Source organism: Actinocatenispora thailandica (assembly GCF_016865425.1).
Lineage (GTDB): Bacteria > Actinomycetota > Actinomycetes > Mycobacteriales > Micromonosporaceae > Actinocatenispora > Actinocatenispora thailandica.
The window spans coordinates 1071493-1096403 of sequence record NZ_AP023355.1; the positions used below are offsets into that span (position 1 = coordinate 1071493).

The following is a 24911-nucleotide window of genomic DNA, read 5'->3' on the forward strand; positions in this document are numbered from 1 at the left end:
CGTGCCGGCCGGGCCGTCACCGGGCCAGCAGGTCGCGGAGCGCGGCGGTGATCTCGGCGGGTGCCTCCTCGGCCATGAAGTGCCCGGCGTTGGTGGTCAGGTGCTGCAGGTCGGGCGCCCAGGCCCGCCAGACGGCGGCGGCGTCGTAGCCGAGCGCGTCGCCCCAGTCCTGCTGGATCACCGTGACCGGCATCCGCAGCTGGCGGCCCAGGTCGGCGTCGGCCTGGTCGTGCCGGATGTCGATGCCGGCCGAGGCGCGGTAGTCGGCCACGATCGAGGGCACCGCGTGCGCACTCGCGGCGAGGTAGGCGGCGCGGTACTCGGGCTCGATCGTGTCCGGCCGGCTCGACCAGGCGTCGAGGAAGTGGCCGAAGAACTCGTCCGCGCTGCGCTCGATCATCAGCTCCGGCAGGCCGGGCGGCTGCGCCATCAGGTACAGGTGGAAGCCGACCGCGGCGGACACGCCGTGCAGCACCTGCCAGGTGTCCAGGGTCGGTACCACGTCGAGGCTGCCGAAGTGGGTGACCCGGTCCGGGTGGTCCAGCGCGGTACGAAACCCGACGAGCGCGCCCCGGTCGTGCCCGGCCAGGGCGAACCGGTCGTAGCCCAGCGCGGTGGCCAGCGCGACGATGTCACCGCCCATGGTGCGCTTGGCGTACGTCGTCTCGTCGGTGGCGGCCGGCTTGTCGCTGGCGCCGTAGCCGCGCAGGTCCGGGCAGATCACGGTGTGCTCGGCGGCCAGCTCGCGGGCCACGTACCGCCACATCAGGTGCGTCTGCGGGAACCCGTGCAGCAGGACCAGCGGGCTGCCGGTGCCGCCGATCGCCACGTTGAGCGCGACGCCGTCGGCGACGGGCACCCGCCGGTACTCGAAGTCGGTGATGGTGCTGGTCATGCTCGCTGCTCCTTGCTCGATTGCCGGTGTCCGGGTCCACCGTGCCCGGGGCCGATCAGCATCCGATCAGCAGCGGCTGGTGCGCGGTGAGCCGGCGGCGTGCGAGTGACGCGTCCCGGTGCCCTGCCGGGTTCCGGGCGCGGGCGGAGCCGCGGTGAGCGGCCCGGTCACCGTCGGGGTGCTCGGCGCGGTCACCGCGTGGGACGCCGACGGCGCCGAGATCGCGCTGAAGGGGCCGCGGCACCGGGCGGTACTCGCCCGGCTGGTCGCCGCCCGCGGCCGGTCGGTGTCGCTGCCGATCCTGGTCGACGACCTGTGGCCGGCGCCACCGGCCAACCCGGCCGGCGCGATCCGTACCTTCGTCGGTGACCTGCGCCGGGCGCTGGAACCGGACCGGCCGCCGCGCGCCGCGCCGCGGGTGCTGGTCACCGCGGGCGCCGGGTACGCGCTGCGGCTGCCCACCGAGCTGCTCGACGCGAGCCGGTTCGAGGCGGCGGTGCGCGCGGCCCGTACCGCCGCGCCGGTCGAGGCCGCCGGCACCCTCGCGGTGGCGCTGGGTTGGTGGCGCGGCCCCGCGTACGGGCAGTTCGCGGAGGAGCCGTGGGCCCGCGCCGACCGGGCCCGGCTGACCGAGCTGCGGCTGCAGGCGGTGGAGCTGTCCGCGGGCGCCCGGCTGGCGCTGGGCCGGGCCGCCGAGGTGGTACCCGATCTCGACGCGCACCTGGCCGACCATCCGTGGCGGGAGCGGGCGTGGGCGATGCTCGCCGAGGCGCTGCGGGACACCGACCGGCAGGCCGAGGCGCTGGCGGTGCTGCGCCGGGCCCGGTCGATGCTGGTCGACCGGCTCGGGCTGGACCCGAGCCCGGCCCTGCAGCAGCTGGAGACCGACATCCTTCGCCGGTCCGAGCCGGCGCCGGCGGGGCACGACGACGTGGCGGACCGGATCTGGCTGCGCGCCGCGTCGAGCTACCGCTCGACCCCGGGCGCGCGTACCCGGCTGCGCTCCACCGTGGACCTGCTGCGCACCCTCGCGGTCACCGGCGGGCCGGGGCTGGTGGAGGCGCGGGCGCAGCGGCTGGACACCATCCGGGCGGCGGAGGAGCTCGGCGACGTCGAGCTGACCGCGCGGGTCATCGGCGGCTACGACGTGCCGGCGATCTGGTCCCGGGTGGACGACGAGGAGCAGGCCGCCGAGGTGGTCGCGGCGGCGCGGCGCACCCTCGCCCGGTTGCCGGCCGGCGGCCCGGTCGCGCACCGGGCCCGGCTGCTCGCCACCATCGCGGTGGAGTCCCGCGGCGGTGGCGACCCGGCGGTACGGTCCGCGGCCGAGGAGGCGGTGACGCTCGCCCGCGCGGCCGGTGACCCGGCGCTGCTCGCGTTCGCGCTGAACGGCCTGTTCCTCCAGTCGTTCGGCCGGACCGGGCTGGCCGCGGAGCGCGCCGCGATCGGCGCCGAACTGGTCGAGCTGGCCGCCGGCCGCGGGTTGACCACCTACGAGCTGCTCGGCCACCTGATCGGCATGCAGGCTGCCGCCGGCCTCGGCGACGTGTCCGCGGCGGACGGGCACGCCGGGGCCGCCGACGCGCTCGCCCGCCGGTACGAGTCGCCGCTGGTCGCCGTGTTCACCACCTGGTACCGGGCGCTGCGGACGGCGATCACCGGGGCGGCGCCGGACACTACGGTGACCGCCTACCGGCAGGCCGCGGCGCTGCTCGACGGCGCCGGGATGCCCGGGATGCGGCACGGGCTGCTCCCGCTCGCGCTGCTGAGCGTGCGGCGCAGCAACGGCATCCCGGCACCGACCGGGGAGCTGGACTGGGGCCCGTACCGGCCGTGGGTGCGGCCGCTGACGCTGCTCGCGGCGGGCCGCACCGGGGCGGCGGGTGCGGCGCTGCGGGCGGTACCGGAGCCGCGGCACGATCACCTGGCCGAGGCGCTGTGGTGCCTCGTCGGCGATGCCGCGGTGCAGCTGGGCGACCGTACCGTGATGGGCGGCGCCCGGGACGCGTTGCGGCCGGCGGCCGGCGAACTCGCCGGTGCCGGCAGCGGCGTGCTCACTCTCGGCCCGGTGTCCGACCACCTGTCCCGGCTGTCCGCGGCGCTGGCCGGCCGGCGCTGACGGCCGGCGGGGTGCCGTTGGCGGGGCGGGCATCCGGGCGGCGCCCGGCCTGGCTTCGTCCCCACCGGTCGCGCCGCTCCCGGCGCAGCAGTACCAGCCCGGCGGCGCCGAGCAGCAGGCACAGCGGCGTGTAGAGCGCCAGGTTGAGCGCGAAGAAGGCGGTCGCCGGATCGGCGGCGAACAGCCAGCCGAGGCCGGCCACCGCCCGTACCGCGATGCCGCCGGTCACCGCCAGCGTCGCCAGGTACGGCAGCCAGTGCGGTAGTCGCCGGCCGGTCGCGCCGAGCAGCCCGGCCCGCGCGGCCACCAGCGCCGCACCGCCGAACAGCAGCACCGCCAGCGGGACCAGTACCGGCGGGGTGAACGGCACCTGCCGGTCGAGCAGCGCGGCGGACAGCGTCCGGTGGTCGGGTGCCGGCCACGGGCTGCCGGTCACGGCCCAGAACGTGTGCAGGCCGCCGTCGGCGGCCAGTACCGACGCCATCGTGGCGCCGGCGATCGGACGGAGCCTCACCGTTACCTCCCTGTGGTCCGGGCCGCGAGCGGCGTCGCGGCCGGGGAGGCCGCCTGGGGCGTCGCCGTTGGGCGGGCCCGCCTGCGCCTTCCCGGCCACCCGACGCGGTGCTGCCGGGCCCGGTTGGAGCCGGCCGGTCGCGGGTCGACCGGCCCGATCTCGTACGGACAGAGCCGCGTCACGGTCGGGTCGCTCCGTTCGGTGAACCACCTCACAGTCGGGAACGTTCGGCCGCCCGGCAGGCTCCTTCCCGGTACACCGACGAGACGGAGGTAGCCGAGGGACCGTCGCGCCGGGTACGGCCGACCGCAGGACCGGCGGCCGTGCCGATGACCGCGCCCGATCGCCGCGGCGACGCCTCGGGCGACCGGGCGCAGCTGGCACCACTCGACGCCGCTGCGCCCGGACGGGAGGAGCGGGTCGCGCTGGTGGTGCGCGACGCGCAGCGCGGTGACCTGCTCGCGCTGCACGAACTGCTGGACCTGATCACCCCGTACGTGCGGCGACTGTGCGGACCGATCGCCCTCGCGGACGGGCCGGACGCCGCGCAGGAGGCGCTGATCGTGATCCTGCGCAACCTGCGGTCCCTGCGCAGCCCGGAAGCGCTGTTCGGCTGGGTACGGGTGATCACCGTCCGGGAGGCGGTCCGGGTGGCCCGCCGCTCGGCCCGGACGGTACCGGCCGAGCTGGCCGAGATCCCGGCGCCGGGCGACCCGGTACTCGCCGTCGACGTCGCCGACGTGCTGCGCCGCCTCGCGCCGGAACACCGCGCGGTGCTGACACTGCGCGACCTGGAGGGCCTCGACGAGGCGCACGCCGCGCGGCTGCTCGGCGTACCGGCCGGCACGGTCCGGTCCCGGCTGTTCCGCGCCCGCCGGATGTTCCGGCGGGCCTGGCTGGCCGGCGAGCCGGCGGACCGGGACGAGGTTCGCTCGACCGAGAGGAGACCGCGGTGAACCGGCCACATTCCCGCTGGCCCGTCGCCGAACTCGACGACCTGCGGCGGCTCCGCGCCGTCCACGCCGCGTACCCCGGTGCGTGGTTGACCGAGACGACGCTGCCGGTGCCGTTCGCCGCGTCCTGGCCGGTGTTGCGGGACCTGGAACGCGAGTTCCCGGCGCTGGTGCCGGACATCCGGCGGCTGCGGGTGCTGGCCGCCGACGGCGAACGCCTGCAGGTGCACGTCCTGGGCCGCAGCGGGCTGCGGGGCCGATTCGACGGCGTGCTGCGGGACGGCTGGTGTCTGCTGCGCAACCGGTTCCTGGTGTTCGGGATGGCCGCCGTGCCGGCCGGCGAGCACACCCGGGTCGGCTACCTGGCCGGCAACGTGCTGCCGGGCGCTCGGGTGCTCGCGCCGCTGCTCGTGCCGGCTCGGCGCCGCATCGGTCGTCGGGTCGTCGGCAACCTGCACCGCCGCTTCCCCGGACGGGCCGGATAGGCTTGCCGCCACGGCGATCCGGCGCCGGGCACGGCAGCGGTACCGGCGGCGCGCCGGACCTGGACGGGGGTGGTGGCGGTGCGTTCGGTGGCGGTGCTGGTCGGGGGAGTCGTCGCGGTCGGCGCGGTCGCCGCCGCGCTGGTCGCCGCGCGCCGGCAGCTGGTCGCGGTGGCGGTCAGCGGATCGAGCATGGCGCCGGCGCTGGATCCCGGTGATCGGGTGCTGGTGCGCCGGCGCCGCCCGGAGGCCGTGCGGGTCGGCCAGATCGTGGTCGTCGAGGGGCCGCCGAACCCGGACGTGCCGGACTGGTCGGGGTTGCCGGCGTTCGACGGCCGCCTCGACGGCCGGCACTGGTTCATCAAGCGGGTCGCGGCGCTGCCCGGGGACCCGGTGCCGGCGACGGTGCGGGCGGCGGTCGCCGAGCCGGCCGCGCCGGTACCACCGGGGTGCCTGGTGCTGTTGGGGGACAACGACCGGAGCGTCGACTCCCGGTCGCTCGGCTACTTCCCGGCCGAACGCCTGCTCGGCACCGTCGTCCGGGAACTCGGCCGCGCCCGCTGACCCACCGCCGCGACCGCCGCAGCCCGACCGCTCGGGCCCGGCCGTCACAGCGCGGCCGTCGCGGCGCGGCCGTCACGGCGCGGCCGTCACGGCGCGATCGGTCGGCCCGGGCTGACGGGCCGCGACCGTGGTCAGGCCGCCGAACCGGCGTTCTCCGCCTGGTAGCCGGCCGCCTGCAGGGCGAACAGCCGGGCGTACTCGCCCTCGGCGGCGAGCAGCGTCGCGTGGTCGCCCCGCTCCACGATGCGACCGCCGGCCAACACCACGATCAGGTCGGCCTGCCGGACCGCGCCGAGCCGGTGCGAGATGAGCAGGCTGGTGCGGCCGGCCCGGTGCGCGCGCAGCCGCTCGTGGATGGCGTGCTCGGCCTCGGCGTCCAGCCCGGAACTCGGTTCGTCCAGGATCAGCAGGTCGCGGCCCTGCCGCAGCAGCGCGCGGGCGAGCGCGACGCGCTGCCACTGGCCGCCGGACAGGGACACACCCACCTCGGGGTCCTCGTCGTCCTCACCGGCGTAGAACAGCCGGCTCAGCATCGTGTCGTAGCCGCGGGGCAGGCCGGCCAGGGTCTCGTCGATGTCGGCGGCGTCGGCGGCGGCGCGGATCCGGCCCCGGTCGTCGAGCACGGACAGGTCGCCGAGCCCGACGTTCTCCGCGGCGGACAGGTCGTAGTTCATGTGGTCCTGGAACACCGCGCCGATGCGGTCGCGCAGCTGCGCCACCGGTACGTCCCGGATGTCGACGCCGTCCCACCGGATGCTGCCGCGGGTCGGGTCGTAGAACCGGCAGACGAGCTTGACCAGCGTGCTCTTCCCGGCCCCGTTGAGCCCGACCAGCGCCGCCGCCTGCCCGTACGGCAGGAACAGGTCGACGCCGCGCAGCACCCACGGCCCGGACTCGTCGTAGCGGAACCACACGTCGCGCAGCTCGATCCCGCGCCGCAGCGCCGGCAGCGCGGCCGGTGTGGCGGGCACCGGCAGGTCGCTCGGGCTGCGTACCACGTCGAGGTAGTGCTCGAACATGGTGGCGGACTGGTGCGAGTCGGCGATCCGGGAGACCAGGTTGGACAGCGCCGACTGGGCGCCGGCGATGGCCGCCACGAACACGGTGACGTCGCCGAGGGTCAGCGATCCGCGGGCCGCTGCGGCGATCGCGTACACCAGGCCGCCGGCCGCCACCAGCGCGCCGAGCAGCGCCAGCGCCGCCTGGGTGCGCACCACGCCGCGATCCAGCGCGCGTTCCCCAGTGTTCACGGTACGCAGGTCGGTCAGCATCCGGCCACGCAGCCAGTCGCCGAGGCCGAACAGCCGGACCTCCTTCGCCGCGACCGGGTCGGTCTGCAGCGCGGCGTAGAACAGCTGCCGGCGTGCGGTCGGGCTGGACCGCCACATGAACCGGGCCCGCTGCCGGCTCAACGCCAGCTGCGCGAGTACCGCGGGGAGCGTCGAGACGAGCACCACGACCGCCATCAGCGGACTGAGCACGAACAGCGCGCCGAGCAGCCCGGCGAGCGTGACGAGCGACTGGGCGACGATCAGTGCGGCGGCGACGAGCTTCTGCGGTGCCGACTGGCCGGCCTGCTGGGCGAGCCGGAGCCGGTCGTGGAAGCGCGGGTCCTCGAACCGGCGCATCCCGGCGAACCCGTTGATGGCCGCGAACATCTCCGCCTGCATGAGCAGGTTGACGGAGCGGCGCAGCTCGTTCTCGGCGTACCCGGACAGTTGCGGGGCGACCGCCGCGACCAGGCCGGCGAGCGCCAACCCGACCGCCGGTACGGTGAGCTGCGCCCACGACGCGTGCCCGGCCAACCGGTCCAGCACGGTCTTGGTCAGCCAGGCGGCGGCGCCCGGCGTCGCGCCGGACAGCACCGCGAGCGTCATCGATGCGAGCACCAGTGCCGGGCTGGCTCGCCAGGCCATCCGCACCGCGGTGCCGGAGGCCGTGCCGAGCAGCCGTACCGAGGCCGCCGCGGCGGCGAGCGCGGACCGGGCGGCGCGCAGTCGGGTGCGCATCACACCGTCGCGACGGCGGGCAGGTCGTCGACGGCGTGCCCGCCGGCGGTGACCGTCAGCTCGGGATCCAGCGCGTACATCACCGGGAACGCGGCGACCCGGAAGTGCCGGGACAGCCCGACGTTGCCGTCCTCGACGACGATCGACGCCACCCCGCGCAGCCCGTCCACCAGTGCGGCGTTCTCCGCCGGGTCGCCGTTGACGATCGCGAGCACCCGTGCCGCGCCGCCGGGGAAGCGCCGGGCGTGCTCGGCGAACAGCGGCAGCTGGGCGCGGCACGGGCTGCACCCCACGGAGAAGAACCCGACGAGGCCGGGGGCGCCGCGGAGCGCGACGTCGGTGATCTCGGCGCCGTCGATGCCGGTGGCCGCGAACGGCTCGATGCCGGTACCGGCGGGCAGCACCCCGCCGTCCGGTGCGGCGGTGTTGCCGATCGTCTCGGTGAGGGTGCGCAGTCGGCGCACGATCGCGGTGGTGAGCACCAGGTTCAGCAGGCACAGTGCGCCGAACACGACGACTGCCGCGACGAGGTAGGCCATCAGGTCCCCTTCCGGTACTGGCTGGGAGACCGCGGCGTGGTCCCCGTGAACAGGGCGGCGAAGTCGTCGAAGCGGATCGCCGGCACCGCGACCGCCGCGGCGGCCACCAGGCTCAGCGCCGCCCCGGCGGGATGCAGCCCGGCATGCGGTCGGATCGTCGCGACCAGGCCCAGCGCCGCCGCGGTGAGCAGTGCCGCGTTGCGTACGACGTGCGGGGCGCCGAGCGGCGTGGTCGAGGCGCCGAAGCACCGGCAGGGCGCGCGGGTGCCGGCGCGGACCGCCGCGACGATCGCGATCGAGAACGCGGCGAGCAGCGCGATCGCCAGAGCGAACCCGAATCCGACGGTCGCGGGTACGGCCAGCAGCAGCACGACGGCGACCTCCGCGGTGACCACGATCGGCGCGAGCGCGGCGGTGGGCAACGGAACCGGCCCGCCCAGCGCCGCGGCCGAGCGCCGGAACTCGGCGAACGCGGCGGGGCCGCGCAGCTTGCTGGCGGCGGACGCCGCGAAGATCGCCAGGATCAGGCAGCGGGCCGCGAACGACAGGTAGGCCATCGACATGTCCTTTCGAGCCGGTCGGGCGGCCGACCCAACACCCCAGAAGGTCGGCCGCCCGGGGGCATGCGGGGCCCGCCTGGGCCTCGCGCCCGAATCCGGGGCTGTCTCACGGTTCCGGACGAGACGGCCCCCGCCGATCAGCAGTCGATGTAGCAGGCCCAGGCGTCGCAGTACGACTTGCCGGTGCAGTCGTTGTGGCAGTGCCGGCAGACGGCCGGGCTCTTGTGCTCGGTCCAGTACTCGGTGGGGATGCACGCCGACGCGGTCGCCTGCGGCACCACCGCGGCCAGCAGCCGGTCGCCGAGCTTGCGGGTCAGAGAACGCATGTGGGTCACGCCCTTTCGGGATGGGTGGGCAGGGAGTCGGATCGAGCGCTCCGACGGCCCGGCCCGGTTGGCTCGTCCAATCAACCATCCGGACAGTGCGGGCGACCACTGGTCTTTCGTGCGCAGCGGGGCGAACGAAAGGAGTCGCCCGAAAGACGGCAAGCGATCCGGTACGCCGCACAATGTGATATTCGCTGCACAGGTTTCGCTCAACCAAAGGACAGGCTGTTGGCGTCCTAAAGACCAGAGACCATCGATGCCCGGCCGCGCGGTGCGGCGGTGCCGGCGTCGGCGGACGGGTGGCCTTCGCGGCCGGGCAGGAGGTAACGGGGTGGCGATGCGGATCCTGTTGGTGGGCAAGTACAAGCTGACCCGGGACGGGCTGCGGTTCGGGCTGGCCGGGCGGCGTGCCGAGCTGGAGGTCGTCGCCGAGGCGAGCAGCCTGCCGGAGGCCGTGGCGGAGTGCGGCGGTTCGGTTCCGGAGGCCGTCGTCATCGAGTACGCGTTGGTTGCCGAGGGGCTGTCCGCGGGGGCGGCGCCGGACGACGCCCCGCAGGTGCGGCCGGACGACGCGCGACTCGACCAGCTCACCCCGCGGGAACGCGACGTGTTCCGGCTGCTCGGCCGCGGACTGTCCAACGCCGCGATCGCCCGCGCGCTGTCCATCACCGAACGCACCGTGAAGTCGTACGTGGGTCGGGTACTCGCCAAGCTCGGACTGGAGTCGCGGCTGCAGGCCGGTATCGCCGCCTACGCGCACCACATCGGGGCCGGGTCGGTGCGGTTGCCGCTCCCGCCGGCCTGACGCCCCCCCGCCTCTGGCGGCCGGGTCAGCGTTGCTTGGGGCGGGCGCGCAGGTGGGCGCGCTCCCCCTGCGGGCCGAGCAGGCTGAGCAGTTCGACCGGTTCGGGGCCCGCCGCGGCGAACCAGTGCCCGGTGCGGGTGTCGAACTCGGCGGCCTCGCCGGGCGCCAACACCAGGTCGTGCTCGCCGAGCACCAGCCGCAGCCGGCCGTTGAGCACGTAGAGCCAGTCGTAGCCCTCGTGGGTCTGCAACTGCGGTTCCGTGGGCCCGCTGCTGCCCGGGATGACCAGCTTGTACGCCTGGATGCCGCCGGCGTGCCGGGTCAGCGGCAGCATCGTCATGCCGTGCCGGGTGACCGGGCGCAGGTGGATCCGCGGGTCGCCGGTGGTCGGCGCGTCGACCAGCTCGTCGAGCGTGACTCCGTGCGCCTTGGCGAGCGGCAGCAGCAGCTCCAGGGTGGGCCGCCGGTCGCCGGACTCCAGCCGGGACAGCGTGCTCACCGAGATGCCGGTGACGCCGGACAGGTCGGCGAGCGTCACGTTGCGCTGGCGGCGAAGGGCCCGCAGCCGGGCGCCGACCGCGTCGAGTGCGCGGTCCAGATCGTCGTCGTGGGCCACGCCGTCATTTTGCCATAGTGGCAAGGAAGCTTGCCGGACGTCGCTGCTCTTCGGAGAGTGGTCCACGGAGGTGGTCATGGTGACCGAGACGCGGAACGACGGCTACGACGTGGTGGTGATCGGTGGCGGTGCCGCCGGGCTGAGCGGGGCCCTGATGCTCGTCCGGTCCCGGCGGTCGGTGCTGGTGATCGACGCGGGGCAACCCCGCAACGCCCCGGCGGACGGCGTGCACGGGCTGCTCGGCCGGGAGGGGATGCCGCCGGGCGAGCTGCTCGCCCGCGGCCGGGACGAGGTCCGCGGGTACGGCGGGGAGGTCGTGTCCGGCACGGTCGAGTCGGCGACCCGGGACGGCGCCGGGTTCGCGGTGCGCCTGGCCGGCGGCGGTACGGTCCGGGCCCGGCGGCTGCTCGTCACCACCGGCCTGGTCGACGAGTTGCCCGACATCCCGGGGTTGCGCGAGCGGTGGGGCCGCGAGGTGGTGCACTGCCCGTACTGCCACGGGTACGAGGTGCGTGACCAGGCGATCGGGGTGCTCGGCACCGGCCCCATGTCGGTCCATCAGGCGGCACTGTTCGCCCAGCTCAGCAGCGACGTCGTGTACTTCGCGCAGGATGCGCCGGCGCCGGCCGGCGAGGCGGCCGAGCGGCTCGCCGCGCTGGGTGTCCCGGTGCTGGCCGGTGCCGTCACGGCGGCGGAGGTGGTCGACGACCGGCTGGTCGGGCTGCGCCTCGCCGACGGCACCCTGGTACGCCGGGACGCGATCGTGCTGGCCACCCGGATGGTGGCGCGCGCCGGGTTCCTGGGCGCGCTCGGGCTGCGGCCGGTTCCGCACCCGTCCGGGTTCGGTGAACACCTGCCGGTCGACGCCACCGGTCGTACCGAGGTGCCCGGCGTGTGGGCCGCGGGCAACGTCACGGACCTGTCCGCCCAGGTGGGCGCCGCCGCGGCGGCGGGCGCGCTGGCCGGTGCGCAGATCAACGCGGACCTGGTCGACGAGCGGCTCCGGGAGGCCGTCGCGGCGCACCGGTCCGGGTTCTCCGCGGCCACCGAGGCGGCGGTCAGCGAACGGGTGCTGGGCGACCGCCGGCACGGCCTCGTGCACTGATCGGCGGCCCGGGCGGTCGGTGGCGGCGCGGGTGGGGGCGGCGCGGGTGGGGGCGTGGCGCGAGTCCAGCGACGCCGCCGCGCCCCGGTGCCGAGGAACGTGCGCGGCTCGCTGCGTGGGGGCCGCTGGCGCGGCCGGGTCAGTGCGGCCCGACTACGGCGGGCAGCTCGCCGCGGGAGAGCACGCCGAGCTTCGGGTACGCCTTGTAGAGGTGGTAGCCGACGGTGCGCGGGCTCAGGAACAGCCGGCCGGCGATGTCCTTGTTGGACAGCCCGCGCGCGGCGAGCAGCACGATCTGCCGCTCCTGCGGGGTGAGCACGGCGAGCGTGTCGGTCGGCGCCTGCTCGCCCGCGTCGCCGGCCGCGGCCAGCTCGGCGCGGGCCCGCTGCGCCCACGGGGCGGCCGACAACCGGTCGAAGCCGCGGACCGCCGCCTGCAGCTGTGGCCGCGCCTCGGTGCGGCGCCGCAGCCGGCGCAGCCACTCGCCGTACAGCAGGGCGGTCCGGGCGACCTCGAACGGCCGGTTCGCCCGCTGCGAGCCGGCGAGCGCCGCCTGGTACTTCGGTTCGGCGGTGGCGTCGTCGCCGAGCAGCGCCTCGCAGCGCAGCACGAGCGCGGCGATCCAGCCCTGCCCGGTGTGTGCCGCCCAGCGCCGGTAGTGGCCGAGCGCTTCGGTGGCCGCGTCCGGCCGGCCGGCCCGGACCGCGGCCTCGACCAGGTCGGGCACGCTGCGGATCGCCGGAATGTGGAACAGCGCCCGCTGCTCGGCGAGGGTGGACAGCTCGGCGAGCGCCGGCTCGGCCCGGCCGAGCCCCAGCTCCAGCAGGCCCAGCGACCAGTGCACCCAGGGCACGTCCCAGTCCGGATCGGACGCTGCCGCGTCGGCGCGTGCCTCGTCGGCGAGCTGCCGCACCCGCGCCTCGTCGCCGGCCACCGCGGCCAGGTACGCCAGCGGTTCGCGCAGCCGGCCGGCCCACTGCCGCTGGTCGGTGGCGCGGGCCAGTTCGGCGGCGGTGCCGGCGTCCCGGGCGGCGGCGTCGTGCCAGCCGGCGAACGCCCGGGTCGAGGCCAGGTAGAACAGCGCCTGCGGCAACCGGCCGATCCGGCCCTGCCGGTGCGCCAGCGCGACCTCCTCGGCGCCCACGTCGATGGTGCCCCCGTCCTGGCCGAGCACGATGCCGAGCGCGGCGGTCATGATCCGCCAGCCGGGCCGGCGGACCATCCGGCGCACCGTGGCCATCGCCTCGTCCGGGGCCGGCTCGGTGGGGGTCGCGCGCCCGATGACCGGTCCGGTCCCGAGCAGGGTGAGCCGGCCCATCGAGGTGGCCTCGCAGTCACCGGCGTTCGGGGTGGCCCGGTGGTCGGCCGCCAGCGCCGCCGCGAGCCGGTCGTACGCCTCGGTCAGCTCGCGTTCCCCGGAGTACCAGCCGACGTGCACCGCCTCCACCAGCAGCGCGGTCGCGGCGCCGGCGTCGAGCGGGGCGAGCAGGTCGGCGGCGTGCAGGTAGGCCCGGTGCGCGGCGCCGAGGTGGCCCCGCCAGAACGACGCCGCCGCCCGTACCGACAGCAGGCGTGCGGCGAGCCGCGGATCGGCGCCGACGGCGGGCCCCGGCGCGGCGTCGGCGGGCCGCCCGCCGGGGCCGGCGGCGAGCGCCGCGGTGGCGTCGTCGGCCAGCCGGATGGACCGGTCCAGCTCGCCGGCCTCCGCGGCTGCCTCGGCGGCGAGGGTGAGCCGGCGCAGCCGCGCGTCGGTCGCCTCGCTCAGCTCGGCGGCCCGGGCGTACGCGGCGGCCGAGGCGGCGTGCCCGTGCCGGTCGGTGGCCCGGGCGGCGGCGTCGGTCAGCGCCACCGCGATCGCCTCGTCCGGCGCGGTTGCGGCGGCGGCGAGATGCCAGGCCCGCCGGTCCACGCCCGCCGGGGTGTCCAGGGCGTCGGCGAGCGCGGTGTGCACGGCGATCCGCCGGCCCGGTGGGGCGTCGTGCGCCACGGTCGCCCGCACCAGCGGGTGCCGGAACCCGATCCGGCCGTCCGCCTCGGCCACGGTGAGCAGCCCGGCCCGCACCGCCGCGTCCAGCTCGTCGGAGCCGGCGCCGAACCGCGCCGCGGCGCGCAGCAGCACCGCCAGCTCGCCGGTACCGTCCAGCGCGACCACCAGCAGCAGGTCGCGCACCCCGTCGGTCAGCCCGCGCAGCCGGGCCCGGAAGGCGGTGCGCAGCCGCTCGGTGAGCGGCAGCGCCCCGGTGTGGGACGCGTCGCCGAGCACGTCGGGCAGTTCCCGGAGCGCGAGCGGATTGCCGGCGGCGGTGCCGAGCACCCGGTCGCGCTGGCCCGGGTCGAGGTCGGTGGTGGCGGCGAGCAGTTCGGCGGCGGCCGCGTCGGTCAGCCCGGCCAGGCGCAGCTCGGGCAGGCCGGGTGCCGCGAAGTCGGGCACCTCGCGGGCGGCGAACACGATGCCGACCGAGTCGGCGTCCAGGCGGCGGGCGGCGAACAGCAGCGCCTCGGCGGACGAGCGGTCCAGCCACTGCGCGTCGTCGACCAGCACCAGCAGTGGCCGGTCCGCGGCCAGCTCGGCCAGCAGGGACAGCGCGGCGAGGCCGACCAGGAACCCGTCGGAGTCGGTGCCGGCGGCGAGGCCGAGCGCGCCGCGCAGCGCGGCGGCCTGCACGTCGGGCAGCGCGGTGAGCCGGTCGAGCACCGGGCGCAGCAGCAGGTGCAGCCCGGCGAACGGCAGCTCGGCCTCGGCCTCGACGCCGGCGGCGCGCAGCACCCGGACGCCGTCGGTGCCGGCCAGCGAGTCGAGCAGGGCGGTCTTGCCGATGCCGGCCTCGCCGCGGATCACCAGGCCGGCACCCGCGCCGGCGCGCACCGCCGCGACCAGGTCGTCGAGCGTGGCGAGTTCGTCCTGCCGTCCGTACAACATGCCGGCACCGTACCCGCCACCCCCGACCTGCCCCGAGCGCGTTTCCGCAGCTCCGCCGGCAGGGTCGGGCGCGACGCCCGGAGGGCCGGTCGAAGTACCTAAGCGTGACCGATTCGCCGCGGCACCGGGATTCGTAGCGTCGGTCCTGCCGCCCGGTCGGGGCGGTACGCCGAGATCGAAGGGCACCCACGATGGCCACCACCGCGGTACCGACGAGCGCACCGACCCGGCCGGCGGCCGGGCTCGGCTGGGTCAGCCTGCTGGTCCTGCTGGCCGGGACGTTCGTCACCACGCTCGACTTCTTCATCGTCAACGTGGCGATCCCGTCGCTGTCGGAGGACCTGGCGGCGGGGCCGACCGCGATCCAGTTCACCGTCGCCGGGTACGGGCTGGCGCTCGCCGCCGGGCTGATCACCGGCGGCCGGCTCGGCGACCTGTACGGGCGGCGCCGTCTGCTGATGGTGGGCCTGGCCGCGTTCACCGCCGCGTCGCTGGTGTGCGGCCTGGCGCCGTCGGTCGGCGTGCTGATCGCCGCCCGGGTGGCGCAGGGTGTCGCCGCGGCGCTGCTGATGCCGCAGGTACTGGCGATCCTGAACGCCGAGTTCACCGGTGTCCGGCGGTCCCGGGCGTTCGGTGCCTACGGCCTCGCGATCGGTCTCGGCGCGGTGTTCGGCCAGCTCATCGGCGGGGTGCTGATCCACCTGGACCTGGCCGGCGCCGGCTGGCGGTCGATCTTCCTGATCAACGTGCCGGTCGGGTTGGCCGCGGTGCTGCTGGCGCCCCGGCTGCTGCGCGAGTCGCGCTCGCCGGTGGCGGCCCGGCCCGACCTGGTCGGTACCGCGCTGGTCACCGTCGGTCTGGTCGCGGTGGTGTTGCCGCTGGTGGAGGGGCGGAGCCTGGGTTGGCCGAGCTGGCTGTTCGGCTGCCTGGCCGCCGCGGTCCCGCTGCTGGTCGGTTTCGTCGGCCACCAGCGGCGGCGCGCTGCGGGCGGTCGGGCGCCGCTGGTCACTCCGTCGCTGTTCGCCGCCCGCAGCTACTCGGTCGGGGTGGCGCTGGCGTTCGTGTTCCAGCTGACGATGGCGTCGTTCTTCCTGGTACTGGCGCTGTACCTGCAGGAGGGACGCGGGTTGGGCGCGCTCGGCGCCGGCTTGATCTTCGTCCCGCTGGGCTTGGGGTACTTCGTCGCGACGATGCTGTCCGGTCGCGTCGCCGCCCGGCTCGGCCGGTACACGATCACGTTGGGTGCGTCGGTGGTCGCGGTCGGGTACGGGATGCTCGCCGAGACGGCGACCGGCTGGTCGCACGCGGGTGTCGCGGCGCTGGTCCCGGCGTTGGTGGTGGCCGGGGCCGGGATGGGGTTCGCGATCCCGCCGCTGCCGGCGATCGCGCTGTCGACGGTGGCGCGGGCGGACGTGGCGGCCGGCTCCGGCGTGCTGACCGCGGCGCAGCAGGCCGGCGGCGCGGTCGGGGTGGCGCTGGTCGGGGTGGTGTTCTACCGGATTCTCGGCGCGCAGCCGACCGCGGACAGTTTCCCGCCGGCGTTCGCGATCGCCCTGACCCTGCTGGCCGTGGTGGACGTGGTGGTCGCCCTCGGCACCCTCCTGCTGCCCCGCCGCAGCTGACCGGATCGTCGAGCAGCTCCGGCGCTGTCGGTCAGCTGCCCGGCACCGCCGGACGAAGGCCGTCGACGATCAGGTACAGCATCCGCTGTGCCTGGTCGCGCTGGTCCGGAGCGCCGGCGACGACCAGGACGCCGGCGAACAGCGCCGCCACGTCGGCCGCCCGGGCGTCGGCACGCAGGTCGCCGGCGGCAGCGCCGGCGTCGAGGAACAGCGCGAGCGCCGCGACCAGCTCGCCGCGCATCTCGCTCGGGGTGATCCGCCCGCTGGCGACGACCCGGCTCAGCGCCTCGGCCATGCCGTGCTTGGCGGCCGACCATTCGAGGAACGTGCCGGTCCACCGGCGCAGCGCCGCCGCCGGTGGATGGCTCGCGAGCAGTCGCTCGGCGCTGGCCGACAGCTGCCCGATCTGGTCGGCGTAGATCGCCTCGACCAGCGCCTCCCGGTTCGGGAAGTGGCGGTACAGCGTGCCGATCCCGACGCCGGCGCGCCGGGCGATCGTCTCCAGCGCGACCGGCTTCGTCTCGGTGGCGAACGCCTGTGTCGCGACCTCGATCAGCTTCTGCCGGTTGCGCCGCGCCTCGGCGATGCGGGCGCGGGGCCGGCCGGGCTCGGCGGTGGACATCGACGCCGAGTCTAGAGCGGGGCGGGCCGGGGCGGGCTCGCCCCGGTGCAGCGGGCGCGGCCGCCGTCGAAGCGGTACCGGGCCGGTCGTCGGCGGGCGCTCCGGCTGCTATCGTGAATTCAATCGGAGGGTCCTCCGATTGAATTCGCCGGCGGGGTCCTGCTGTCCCGCCCGGACGCAGGAGGTCGCGATGCCCGCACCAACAGCCCTGATCACCGGCGGTACCAGCGGGATCGGCCGAGCCACCGCCGAACTGCTGCACGAGCGCGGCCACCGGGTGATCGTCACCGGTCGCTCGCCGGAGTCGGTCGCCACCGCGCGCCGCGAACTGCCCGACGAGATCGTGACGCTCCGCGCCGACTCGCGCTCGCTGGCCGACACCGACCGGCTCGTCGAGGAGGTAGAGACCCGGTTCGGCGCGCTGTCGGCACTGTTCCTCAACGCCGGCATCTCCCGCAGCGCCCCGATCGACGCGGTCGAGGAGGCCACCTTCGACGAGGTGTTCGACGTCAACACGAAGGGCCAGTTCTTCACCCTGCAACGGCTTTCCCCGCTGCTCGCCGACGGTGCGTCGGTGGTCTTCACGGTCGGTACCGGGGTGACCCGTGGCATCGCGGGCGGCAGCGTCGCGGCGGGGAGTCGCGGCGCGCTGCTGGCGATGGTGCCCAGCCTGGCCATCGAACTGGCTCCCCGCCGCATCCGGGTCAACGCGGTCAGTCCGGGGGCGATCGACACGCCGATCTGGTCCAAGATCGGGCTGCCGGCCGGGGAGGTCGCTCGGGTGACCGACGCCATGGCGGCGCAGATCCCGTTCGGCCGTTTCGGCACCGCCCGCGAGGTTGCCGAGGTGGTCGGCTTCCTCTGCTCGGCCGGTGCCGGGTACGTCACCGGCCAGCACATCGCCGTCGGAGGAGGACTGTGAGCTCGCTGTGTGGACCCCGGAGCGCTCGCGTCGTTGCGCGGTGTCAGGTCGGCCGGAGGGAACGCGGCATTTGCCGCTGACCTCCGAATCCGGAGTTCAGGCGCGTGGTCGTTCGGTATTGCCGCGCACCGGAAGGGCTGGTTGAATCCGGTAAGCGTTTTCCTCATCGCGTCGCCGGAAGCAGGAATTCTCCGGACGTGGATGACGTGCAGAGTGTCGGATACATCGAGTGTCGGGAGCGAGCGTGGCTGTCACCCGCCGAGCCGTGTTGTCGATCATCCCCGCCGCGAGCCTGGTCGCGGTGGCCGGTCCGCTCCGGGACCGGGCCGCCGCCGCACCGGCGGGCAGCTCCGCCGCCGCGGCCGGTGACCAGGCCACGGTGCTGGCGAACACCGTGGCGCTGTTCGCCGGTACGACCGCCTCGAACGCGCGTGACGAGGTCGCCGCCAAGCTCGCCGCGATCGACTCGACCGCGCGCAGCCGGCTCGCCGCGCTCGACTCGGCCGGTTCCGGCGAGCTGTTCCACGGGGTGCCGCTCGGCACCAACGACAGCAACCTGACCAAGTCGTTCCAGTACCTCAACCAGATCGCGCTGGCGACCCGGGTGCCGGGCAGTACCTCGGACCTGCACGACGACCTCGACGTGCAGCACACCGTGATCGACAAGATGGGCTGGCTGTACGACAACTACTACGGCGACCAGTCGAAGGGCTACTACGGCAACTGGTGGAACTGGGAGATCGGCATCTCCACCCAGGTGAGCAACACGCTCGCGCTGCTGGCCGACACGATCGCCGACTACCGGCCCGACCTGCCGGCGACCTTCGTCGCGGCGATGGACGGCTACCTGCGCAACGGCAAGGACGGCGACGTCGACCTCGACTCGCGGTTCCACACCGGCGCGAACCTCGCCAACATCACCACCAACCGGATCGTGCAGGGCGCGGTGCTCGGCGACGACGCCCGGATCAGCAAGGCGGTCGCCGACCAGCTCACCGTGTACGCCACGGTCGACCCCTACCAGCTGCAGCACAACGTGACCGACGGGTACTACGCCGACGGGTCGTTCATCCAGCACGCGTCGGTGGCGTACAACGGGTCGTACGGCAAGGTGCTGCTCACCGCGGCGCTGCAGACCATCACGATCCTCGCCGGCACCGGCTACCTCGGCGGCGACGACCTGACCGGGGTGGTGCGCGGCTGGGTGCAGCACGGGTTCGCGCCGGTGATCTTCGAGGGCTGGATGATGGAGGCGGTCAAGGGCCGGGCGATCTCCCGCACGACCACCGGCTACACCGACGCCGCCGCGGTGATCGAGGGCGTGGTCAACCTGGCGACGAACTCCACCGGCGCGGACCACACCGCGCTCGCCGGGTACGCGAAGTACCTGCACGAGGCGTCGAAGGCGACGGTGAACCCGGCGAAGTTCGTGTCCCCGGTGACCGTCGCGAGCTACGCCGACATCCTGTCCGACGACTCGATCGAGCCGGCCGACCTGAACCCGGCGGCGGTCAGCGTCGGCTTCAACGCGATGGACCGCACCGTGCACCGCCGCCCCGGTTTCGCGTTCACCCTGGCGCGCAGCTCGAACCGGATCAGCAAGTACGAGTACATGAGCGGCGAGAACCTGACGCCGTGGTTCGAGGGTGACGGCGCGCACTACCTCTACCTGGCGGGGCAGGACCAGTCGACGGCGTTCGGCGTCGACTACCTGACCACCGTGTCGCCGTACCGGCTGGCCGGGGTCACCGCGCCGGTCGAGGAGCGCAAGACGATCCCGCAGCTGTACGGCACCGACTGGTACGACAACCCGGACGCCGGGTTCACCTCGTCGTCGGAGTCGCAGAACACCTACGTCTACTTCCCGCTCGGCACCGACCCGCACTCCGGCGGCGCCACCCTCGACACGTACGGTTCGGCCGCGCTGGTGCTGTCCGACGACGCCGCGTACGCGGCGAAGCAGGCCGGCAAACTGCCCGGTGACTTCGTCGCCTACCGCAACGCCCGCGCGGTCAAGTCCTGGTTCCTGCTGGACGACGAGATCGTGGTGCTCGCCGCGGGCGTCGGCGACCCGGCCGGCCGGGCCGTGTCGACCACCGTGGACACCCGCATCGCCGACCCGTCCGACACGGTCAGCCTGACCGGACGCACCCGCGACGGACAGGACTTCACCGGCACCGGTACCGCCGACCTGTCCTGGCTGCGCTACGCCAACGCCAGCAACGACACCGCGGTCGGCTACGCCTTCCTGTACCGGCAGCGGCCGACCGTGTCGCTGTCGACGGTGTCGCGCTCGCGCCGGTCGGTCCGCGAATCCAACCCGGACAGCACCGCGACCAAGCAGGTGTTCGGCCTGTCGGTGGAGCAGCCGGCCGGCGCCCGGGCGGCCCGGATGGCGTACGCGATCGTGCCGAACGCCACCGAGCGCCAGCTCGCCGGCTACCGGCGCGGGCCGCTGGCGGTCCTGGCGAACTCCACCAAGCTGCAGGCGATCCGGCACGGCGGGCTGGATCTGGTCTGCGCCAACACCTTCACCGCCGGCTCGCACCACGTCGAACGGTTCGTGCTGGACGGCCCGGCGTGCCTGCTCGCCCGGTCCGGGCGGCACGGCGCGCTGCAGCTCGCGATCAGCGACCCCACCACCGAACGCGACACGGTGTCGGTGATCGTCCGCGGTCGCCCGCTGCACCTCACCGACGCCGACGAGGGCGTCACCGCGCACCGCGTTCCCGGCGGTACCCGGATCGTCGCCACCACCCGCCACACCTACGGCAGGACCCGCACCGCCACCCTGTCCTGACCGGCACAGCGCGACGCCCCCGACACCGGTGTCGGGGGCGTCGCGCCGTGCTCAGCGGTACGTCGTCACGTGCGCGGCGAACGCGGTCCACGCCGCCGGCGTCACGACGAGCGCGGGCCCGTCCGGGTCCTTGCTGTCGCGCACCGCGACGACCCCCGGCAGGTTCCCCGCCACCTCGACGCAGGCGCCGTTTCCCGAGCTTCGTGTGCTCTTGCGCCATACCGCACTGCACAGATCAGTCGACATCGTCGCGCTCCTCTACCGCTGGTCGCGGATCAGCCTTTCGAGGAAGGCCGTGCTGTCTGCTGGGCCCAGCGCATCGGCCGCAAGCTCCTCGAAGGTGAGCTTATAGCGATCCACCCGTGCGGGCTTTTCGAGAGTCTGGTCGCCAGCGGCGTTCTCCAGGTAGACGGTCCACGGGTCGGAGCGCCGTGGAAACTCGATGAGAATGAACGGACCGGTCGTACAGGCCGAGGGGCGACTGAAGTCGAGGACCTGTAACCGCACGTTGGGCATCGCGCTCGCGTCGAGCAGGCGCTTGTACTGCTGCTGCATGATGTGCGTGCTTCCGACCTGGCGTCGCAGTGCGCCCTCGTCGAGGACGGCGACCAGTCGGACCGGATCCGGCCGGGTGAGCAGATCCTGGCGGGCAAGTCGTACCTCGACCCGAGCATCGATGTCCTTCGGCGTGGCCTCGGGCAGCGTCTTGTGGATCGCCGCTCGTGCATAGTCGGCTGTCTGCAGGAGCCCCGGTACGACCTGCGGCTCGTAGGTGCGCAGGCATGCGGCGTCGGCTTCCAGCGCGATGAAGTCCCGGTACTTGCGAGACAGGTATTCGTGGTAGGCGTGCCACCAATCGGGGTTCTTGGAGTCACCCAGCAGATCGACGATCTCCTGACGCTCCTCGCCGGTGACGCCGAACATGTTGAGCATGTCGCGGACATCCCGGCGTTGCGCTGGCACCCGGGCCAGCTCGATCCGCGTCACCTTCGACACCGAGCAGTCCAGTTCGTCGGCGACCTGTTGTGCCGTCAGCCCCGCCGCGTTCCGGTATTGCCGGAGCAGCATCCCGACCCGTCGCCGTCGAACCATGCGTCCGTCGTCCTCAGCCATCGGCACAGTCTTCCCGGAACCTCGCGTTCGTACAAGCATGAGCACTGAGAGTTCGCTCTGAGCCATAGCTCTGTGCACTTGCACAGAAGCCGTTCTCGGTCTAGTGTCCGGAGTGTCGGTTGTGACGCTCGATCGTCGTAGCGATGCGTCGAGTAAGGGCGTGGCGCCGGCGCGCCCGGCTGCCGTACCCAGCGGGGCGCAGTAATGACGGGGGCGCGGTGAAAGGCCTGGAAACCGCACCGCGCCCCCGGCCCCACCGACGCCTGGAGGCAAAACCGATGGAGCTCATCCACCGTACCGCGCGGGCCGTGCACCGGCTGCGCGCGCGGTACCGGAACGCGCTGGAACGGTTGCGGCGCAACGACTACGACCCGGCCGGGTGGTGGCGGTGACCCCGCTGTCGACCGCGGTGCTCGCCGCCGCCGCGTTCGTCGTCACGATGCCCTGCCTCGCGCTGGCGGCGCTCGTCATCCTGGAGAAGGTCGTCGCGCGGCGGCGTCGCCGCCGGGTCCGCGCGCTCGGCCGGGCGCCGGTGCCGGCGGCCGACCCGTACGCTCGGGCGCTCGCGCTGGCCCGGGACCGGAGCCGGCCATGGTGGTGATTCCCGGCGACCTGGCCCGGATCGGTGGCCGCACCGTGCGGGTCGTCGAGGCGTACTGGCACAGCGACCGCCAGGTGGAGATCCTGGCCGCGGACGGCCTGACCTGGTGGGCGCCGGCCGCGGCGATCCGCCTGCTGCCGGCGGATTCCCCGGCGCCGCCGACTCCGGTGCGATGACCGGGCTCCCCGCGGACGGTTCCGTCGTCGTCCTGGTACTGACGGCGGGCCGCCCGCGCCGCTTCCGCGCCGTGATCGTGCGACCGGGGAAGCGGCCCGGCACCGTGACGCTGCGCGGCTGGTACCTGGACGAGCCGAGTCCCGGTGACCGCACCCTGACGGTGCCGCTGAGCTGCGTTCGCGAGTAACCCGGCCGGAGGTGGCGGCGCGGAACCGTGGTCGGCCGGCGGGCGTCGAACGGGAAGCGGGGCCGGCGTCGTACCGGGCCGCGGTCACGAGGAGGTTCCCATGCGTGCCAGGCTGTTGGTGGCCGTCTCGGCCGGGGCGACGTGATCCCCAGCCTGCGCGGCACGGGGCGGACCACGCCGGCGGACGCCCGTGGCCCGTTCTACGGCACGAGCGCCGGCCGGCTCGTCGCGGCCCTGAACGCCACCCCGCCCGATCCGGCCGCGGCCGGTGCCACGACGCTCCCGCCGGACGAACGTCTCCGGCGCGCGGCCCGCTGACCCGCCCGGGCGTTGCGGTTCAGCGCGCGCCGACGTCGTCGTGCTCGGCCCGGGTGTCCAGCCAGATCGTGCGCACCTCGCGGGCGGCGTAGCCCGCCAGCACGTACCCGGCGAGCGGGTCCGCCCACCACCAGCCGAGCGTCGCGTTGAGCAGCAGCGCGGTCAGTACCGCGACGGCCAGGATGCCGTCGACCAGGGTCACCCGGCCCTCGGTGGCCAGCACCGGGTTGCCCAGCGCCGCACCGGTCCGGGCCTTGCCGGCGGCCAGCGCGAACATCACCGCCGCGGTGACCGCGGTCCACCCGATCCCGGCCGGCGAATGCCCCGGCCGGAACCCCTCGGCCAGCACCACGGTGGACTGCACCGCCAGGTACGCCGCCAGCGCGGTGAACGCCGCCCCGATCAGCCGCAGCCCGCGGCGCTGCCGGGTCGCACCGGCGCCGGACAGCTCCCACACCACCACGACCGAGGCGCCGATCTCGATCAGCGAGTCGAGCCCGAAGCCGGCCAGCGCGACGGACCGGGCCCGGATCGCGGCGACCGCCAGGATCACGATGCCGAGCACGTTCCAGCCGAGCGTGACGTACTCCAGCACGAAGCCGCGACGCAGCAACCGGTGCCGCGGCACGCTGTCGGTGGCGCTCACCGGCCGAATCGCGATGCCGGCAGGTACTCCCGGAGGTTCACGGGGTGGGGATCAGCTCCTCGGTGCGTTCCCAGAGGGCGCGGGCCAGCCCGGGGTCCGCAGCCTGGCTGTTGACCGGTTTGGCGGGCCGGCTCTGCACGTAGTACGCACCGGACTGCCAGGTCTCGCCGGGCGTGCCGGCGGCGAGGAAGGTGAGCCGGGCACCGCCCTTGTCCGGGCTGACCAGGAACAGCTTCATCAGCGGCAGCTGGTAGCTGTAGCGCACCAGCGCCGAGGCGCCGGCACCGAAGTTGCTCGCGACCGCGCCGGGGTGGAACGCGGCGGCGGACAGGCCCTGCTCGTGGTAGCGGCGGTGCAGTTCGTTGCTGAACAGGATGTTGGCCAGCTTGCTGTCGCTGTACGTTCGGGCCTCGCCGCGCCTGCCCGCGGTGCCGAACTCGGCGACGTCGATGCGGCCGCCCCGGGCCATCGCGCTGGAGGTCTGCACGACAGCGGCGTTCGAGGCGATCAGCCGGTCCAGCAACAGCGTGGTGAGCAGGAACGGCGACAGGTGGTTGATCTGCAGGGTGTAGTCGAAGCCGTCCGGGCTGGTCTGCGGGCGGAACATGCCGCCGGCGTTGTTGGCCAGCACGTCGATCCGCGGGTAGGCGTCGAGCAGCTCCCGCGCCAGCCGGCGCACCTGGTCGAACTCGACGAAGTCGGCCAGGTGGTAGGGACGCCCCAGCTCCTCGGCGAGCCGCTCGGTCTTGTCCGGTGAGCGCCCGACCAAGACGACGTCGTGACCCTGCGCGGTGAGTTGCCGGGCGGCGGCGGCGCCGATCCCGTCGCTGGCCCCGGTGATGACGATGGTCCGCTGCTCGGCCATGAGCCCTCTTCCTGACTGCCAGAAGGTCGTACCGTGAGAGGAACGTGGCGGCGGAGGTCGGTCCGCTGCGTTCAGGGCCTGCCTCGAAGGCCCCGCTGACCATCATGGACCCCGGCGCGCGGCGGAGTCGGCGAACCGCGCCACTCCGGGCCTGCCGCGTGGCGCCGGGTGGGGAGGGGTCGCCTCCCCACCCGGGCGCTCAGGTCTGGTTCTGCATCTGCTTCACCCAGTCCGTGCTGACGCCGGACACCGCCAGGATGATCTGGACCAGGAAGAACGCCACCCCGATGATGCCGAGGATCAGGCCGACGGTGCCCATCGTCTTGTTGCTGGCCTGCCCGTTCTCGGCCTTCTTGCGGCCGAGGATGCCGAGCACGATGGCCGGAACACCGCCCCAGACCCCGGCCCACAGGCAGCACAGGACGATCGACACGATGCCCGCGATCATCGACAGCAGGTTGAGCACGTTGCCGCTGGTGTCGGCGGGCGGAGCGCCCATGCCGGGCGGTGGCGGCGGCATGCCGGGACCGCCCGGGCCCTGCCCGTACGGGGGCTGCGACATTCCTCCGTCGTAGGGACCGCCCGGGCCCTCGGGGCCGGTCGGCGGGATGGTAGTCACGCTCGCTTTTCT

Annotated in this window: 26 protein-coding genes; 12 read left to right on the plus strand and 14 right to left on the minus strand. The window is 74.6% G+C overall.

The genetic code is table 11. The features are described 5' to 3' along the window. Positions 1-16: 16 nt before the first annotated feature. Entirely contained in the window at positions 17-895 is an 879-nt protein-coding gene (locus tag Athai_RS04740) for an alpha/beta fold hydrolase (protein ID WP_203960336.1), read from the minus strand. A gap of 154 nt (positions 896-1049) precedes the next feature. On the opposite strand from Athai_RS04740, the gene Athai_RS04745 reads away from it, so the two are divergent. Continuing rightward, entirely contained in the window at positions 1050-3014 is a 1965-nt protein-coding gene (locus Athai_RS04745; protein ID WP_203960337.1) for an AfsR/SARP family transcriptional regulator, read from the plus strand. Here Athai_RS04745 and Athai_RS04750 read toward each other — a convergent pair. Next, positions 2950-3528 (minus strand): DUF3995 domain-containing protein, encoded by a 579-nt coding sequence (locus Athai_RS04750; protein ID WP_203960338.1) that lies wholly within the window; start codon positions 3526-3528, stop codon positions 2950-2952. The genes Athai_RS04745 and Athai_RS04750 overlap by 65 nt on opposite strands. A 329-nt stretch (positions 3529-3857) precedes the next feature. Here Athai_RS04750 and Athai_RS04755 point away from each other — a divergent pair, with 329 nt between their 5' ends. The 3 genes from Athai_RS04755 (at position 3858) to Athai_RS04765 (ending at position 5527) form a co-directional block, all read left to right on the plus strand. Then, positions 3858-4484 carry an RNA polymerase sigma factor gene (locus Athai_RS04755; protein WP_203960339.1) on the plus strand — a complete coding sequence of 209 codons (627 nt, stop codon included), beginning with the start codon at positions 3858-3860 and terminating at the stop codon, positions 4482-4484. After that, positions 4481-4966 (plus strand): hypothetical protein, encoded by a 486-nt coding sequence (locus Athai_RS04760; RefSeq protein WP_203960340.1) that lies wholly within the window; start codon positions 4481-4483, stop codon positions 4964-4966. The genes Athai_RS04755 and Athai_RS04760 overlap by 4 nt, the downstream gene beginning before the upstream one ends. A gap of 78 nt (positions 4967-5044) precedes the next feature. After that, a complete protein-coding gene (locus Athai_RS04765) occupies positions 5045-5527 on the plus strand; it encodes a S26 family signal peptidase (protein ID WP_239156724.1) in 483 nt (160 codons plus the stop codon). Between the two features lie 131 nt (positions 5528-5658). Here Athai_RS04765 and Athai_RS04770 read toward each other — a convergent pair whose 3' ends face one another. The 4 genes from Athai_RS04770 to Athai_RS04785 form a co-directional block, all read right to left on the minus strand. Further along, positions 5659-7536: an ABC transporter ATP-binding protein gene (locus Athai_RS04770; protein ID WP_239156725.1), complete on the minus strand. Its 1878-nt coding sequence runs from the start codon at positions 7534-7536 to the stop codon at positions 5659-5661. Continuing rightward, positions 7536-8075, minus strand: a complete 540-nt coding sequence (locus Athai_RS04775) for a TlpA disulfide reductase family protein (protein ID WP_203960341.1) — start codon at positions 8073-8075, stop codon at positions 7536-7538. The genes Athai_RS04770 and Athai_RS04775 overlap by 1 nt, the downstream gene beginning before the upstream one ends. Then, positions 8075-8632, minus strand: a complete 558-nt coding sequence (locus Athai_RS04780) for a MauE/DoxX family redox-associated membrane protein (RefSeq protein ID WP_203960342.1) — start codon at positions 8630-8632, stop codon at positions 8075-8077. The genes Athai_RS04775 and Athai_RS04780 overlap by 1 nt, the downstream gene beginning before the upstream one ends. Positions 8633-8772: 140 nt before the next feature. Beyond that, positions 8773-8961 carry a hypothetical protein gene (locus Athai_RS04785; protein ID WP_203960343.1) on the minus strand — a complete coding sequence of 63 codons (189 nt, stop codon included), beginning with the start codon at positions 8959-8961 and terminating at the stop codon, positions 8773-8775. A 337-nt stretch (positions 8962-9298) separates the two neighbouring features. On the opposite strand from Athai_RS04785, the gene Athai_RS04790 reads away from it, so the two are divergent. Continuing rightward, entirely contained in the window at positions 9299-9766 is a 468-nt protein-coding gene (locus tag Athai_RS04790; protein WP_239156726.1) for a response regulator transcription factor, read from the plus strand. 25 nt (positions 9767-9791) lie between these two features. On the opposite strand, the gene Athai_RS04795 is transcribed toward Athai_RS04790, so the two are convergent. Continuing rightward, positions 9792-10460 (minus strand): helix-turn-helix domain-containing protein, encoded by a 669-nt coding sequence (locus tag Athai_RS04795; protein WP_203960345.1) that lies wholly within the window; start codon positions 10458-10460, stop codon positions 9792-9794. Between Athai_RS04795 and Athai_RS04800 the strand changes: the two genes are divergently transcribed. Then, positions 10459-11487, plus strand: a complete 1029-nt coding sequence (locus Athai_RS04800) for an NAD(P)/FAD-dependent oxidoreductase (protein WP_420829764.1) — start codon at positions 10459-10461, stop codon at positions 11485-11487. The genes Athai_RS04795 and Athai_RS04800 overlap by 2 nt on opposite strands. Positions 11488-11626: 139 nt before the next feature. Here Athai_RS04800 and Athai_RS04805 read toward each other — a convergent pair whose 3' ends face one another. Then, positions 11627-14407 carry a helix-turn-helix transcriptional regulator gene (locus Athai_RS04805; RefSeq protein WP_203960346.1) on the minus strand — a complete coding sequence of 927 codons (2781 nt, stop codon included), beginning with the start codon at positions 14405-14407 and terminating at the stop codon, positions 11627-11629. A gap of 191 nt (positions 14408-14598) precedes the next feature. Here Athai_RS04805 and Athai_RS04810 point away from each other — a divergent pair, with 191 nt between their 5' ends. Beyond that, positions 14599-16029 carry an MFS transporter gene (locus tag Athai_RS04810; RefSeq protein WP_203960347.1) on the plus strand — a complete coding sequence of 477 codons (1431 nt, stop codon included), beginning with the start codon at positions 14599-14601 and terminating at the stop codon, positions 16027-16029. Between the two features lie 31 nt (positions 16030-16060). Here Athai_RS04810 and Athai_RS04815 read toward each other — a convergent pair whose 3' ends face one another. Beyond that, on the minus strand, positions 16061-16651 hold the full coding sequence (locus Athai_RS04815; RefSeq protein ID WP_203960348.1) for a TetR/AcrR family transcriptional regulator: 591 nt from the start codon (positions 16649-16651) through the stop codon (positions 16061-16063). Between the two features lie 190 nt (positions 16652-16841). Between Athai_RS04815 and Athai_RS04820 the strand changes: the two genes are divergently transcribed. After that, positions 16842-17573 carry an SDR family oxidoreductase gene (locus Athai_RS04820; RefSeq protein WP_203960349.1) on the plus strand — a complete coding sequence of 244 codons (732 nt, stop codon included), beginning with the start codon at positions 16842-16844 and terminating at the stop codon, positions 17571-17573. A 244-nt stretch (positions 17574-17817) separates the two neighbouring features. After that, positions 17818-20373, plus strand: coding sequence for a polysaccharide lyase family 8 super-sandwich domain-containing protein (locus Athai_RS04825; protein WP_239156727.1), 2556 nt, complete (start codon positions 17818-17820; stop codon positions 20371-20373). A gap of 51 nt (positions 20374-20424) precedes the next feature. On the opposite strand, the gene Athai_RS04830 is transcribed toward Athai_RS04825, so the two are convergent. Both Athai_RS04830 and Athai_RS04835 read right to left on the minus strand, forming a co-directional pair. Further along, on the minus strand, positions 20425-20619 hold the full coding sequence (locus tag Athai_RS04830) for a DUF397 domain-containing protein (RefSeq protein ID WP_203960350.1): 195 nt from the start codon (positions 20617-20619) through the stop codon (positions 20425-20427). 12 nt (positions 20620-20631) lie between these two features. Next, positions 20632-21486: a helix-turn-helix domain-containing protein gene (locus tag Athai_RS04835; protein ID WP_203960351.1), complete on the minus strand. Its 855-nt coding sequence runs from the start codon at positions 21484-21486 to the stop codon at positions 20632-20634. 388 nt (positions 21487-21874) lie between these two features. Here Athai_RS04835 and Athai_RS04840 point away from each other — a divergent pair, with 388 nt between their 5' ends. From Athai_RS04840 to Athai_RS04850, 3 genes are read left to right on the plus strand one after another with little or no spacing between them, the layout of a single operon-like run. Further along, entirely contained in the window at positions 21875-22087 is a 213-nt protein-coding gene (locus Athai_RS04840; protein ID WP_203960352.1) for a hypothetical protein, read from the plus strand. Next, positions 22078-22263 carry a hypothetical protein gene (locus tag Athai_RS04845; RefSeq protein ID WP_203960353.1) on the plus strand — a complete coding sequence of 62 codons (186 nt, stop codon included), beginning with the start codon at positions 22078-22080 and terminating at the stop codon, positions 22261-22263. Before Athai_RS04840 ends, Athai_RS04845 begins: the two co-directional genes overlap by 10 nt. Next, a complete protein-coding gene (locus Athai_RS04850) occupies positions 22260-22451 on the plus strand; it encodes a hypothetical protein (protein WP_203960354.1) in 192 nt (63 codons plus the stop codon). Before Athai_RS04845 ends, Athai_RS04850 begins: the two co-directional genes overlap by 4 nt. A 337-nt stretch (positions 22452-22788) precedes the next feature. On the opposite strand, the gene Athai_RS04855 is transcribed toward Athai_RS04850, so the two are convergent. The 3 genes from Athai_RS04855 to Athai_RS04865 all read right to left on the minus strand — a co-directional run bounded on the left by Athai_RS04855 (position 22789) and on the right by Athai_RS04865 (position 24842). Further along, a complete protein-coding gene (locus Athai_RS04855) occupies positions 22789-23415 on the minus strand; it encodes a cation diffusion facilitator family transporter (protein WP_203960355.1) in 627 nt (208 codons plus the stop codon). 37 nt (positions 23416-23452) lie between these two features. Next, complete coding sequence (locus Athai_RS04860; RefSeq protein ID WP_203960356.1) at positions 23453-24280, minus strand: SDR family NAD(P)-dependent oxidoreductase; 828 nt, start codon at positions 24278-24280, stop codon at positions 23453-23455. 199 nt (positions 24281-24479) lie between these two features. Next, complete coding sequence (locus Athai_RS04865; protein ID WP_203960357.1) at positions 24480-24842, minus strand: DUF4190 domain-containing protein; 363 nt, start codon at positions 24840-24842, stop codon at positions 24480-24482. Between the last annotated feature and the right edge of the window lie 69 nt (positions 24843-24911).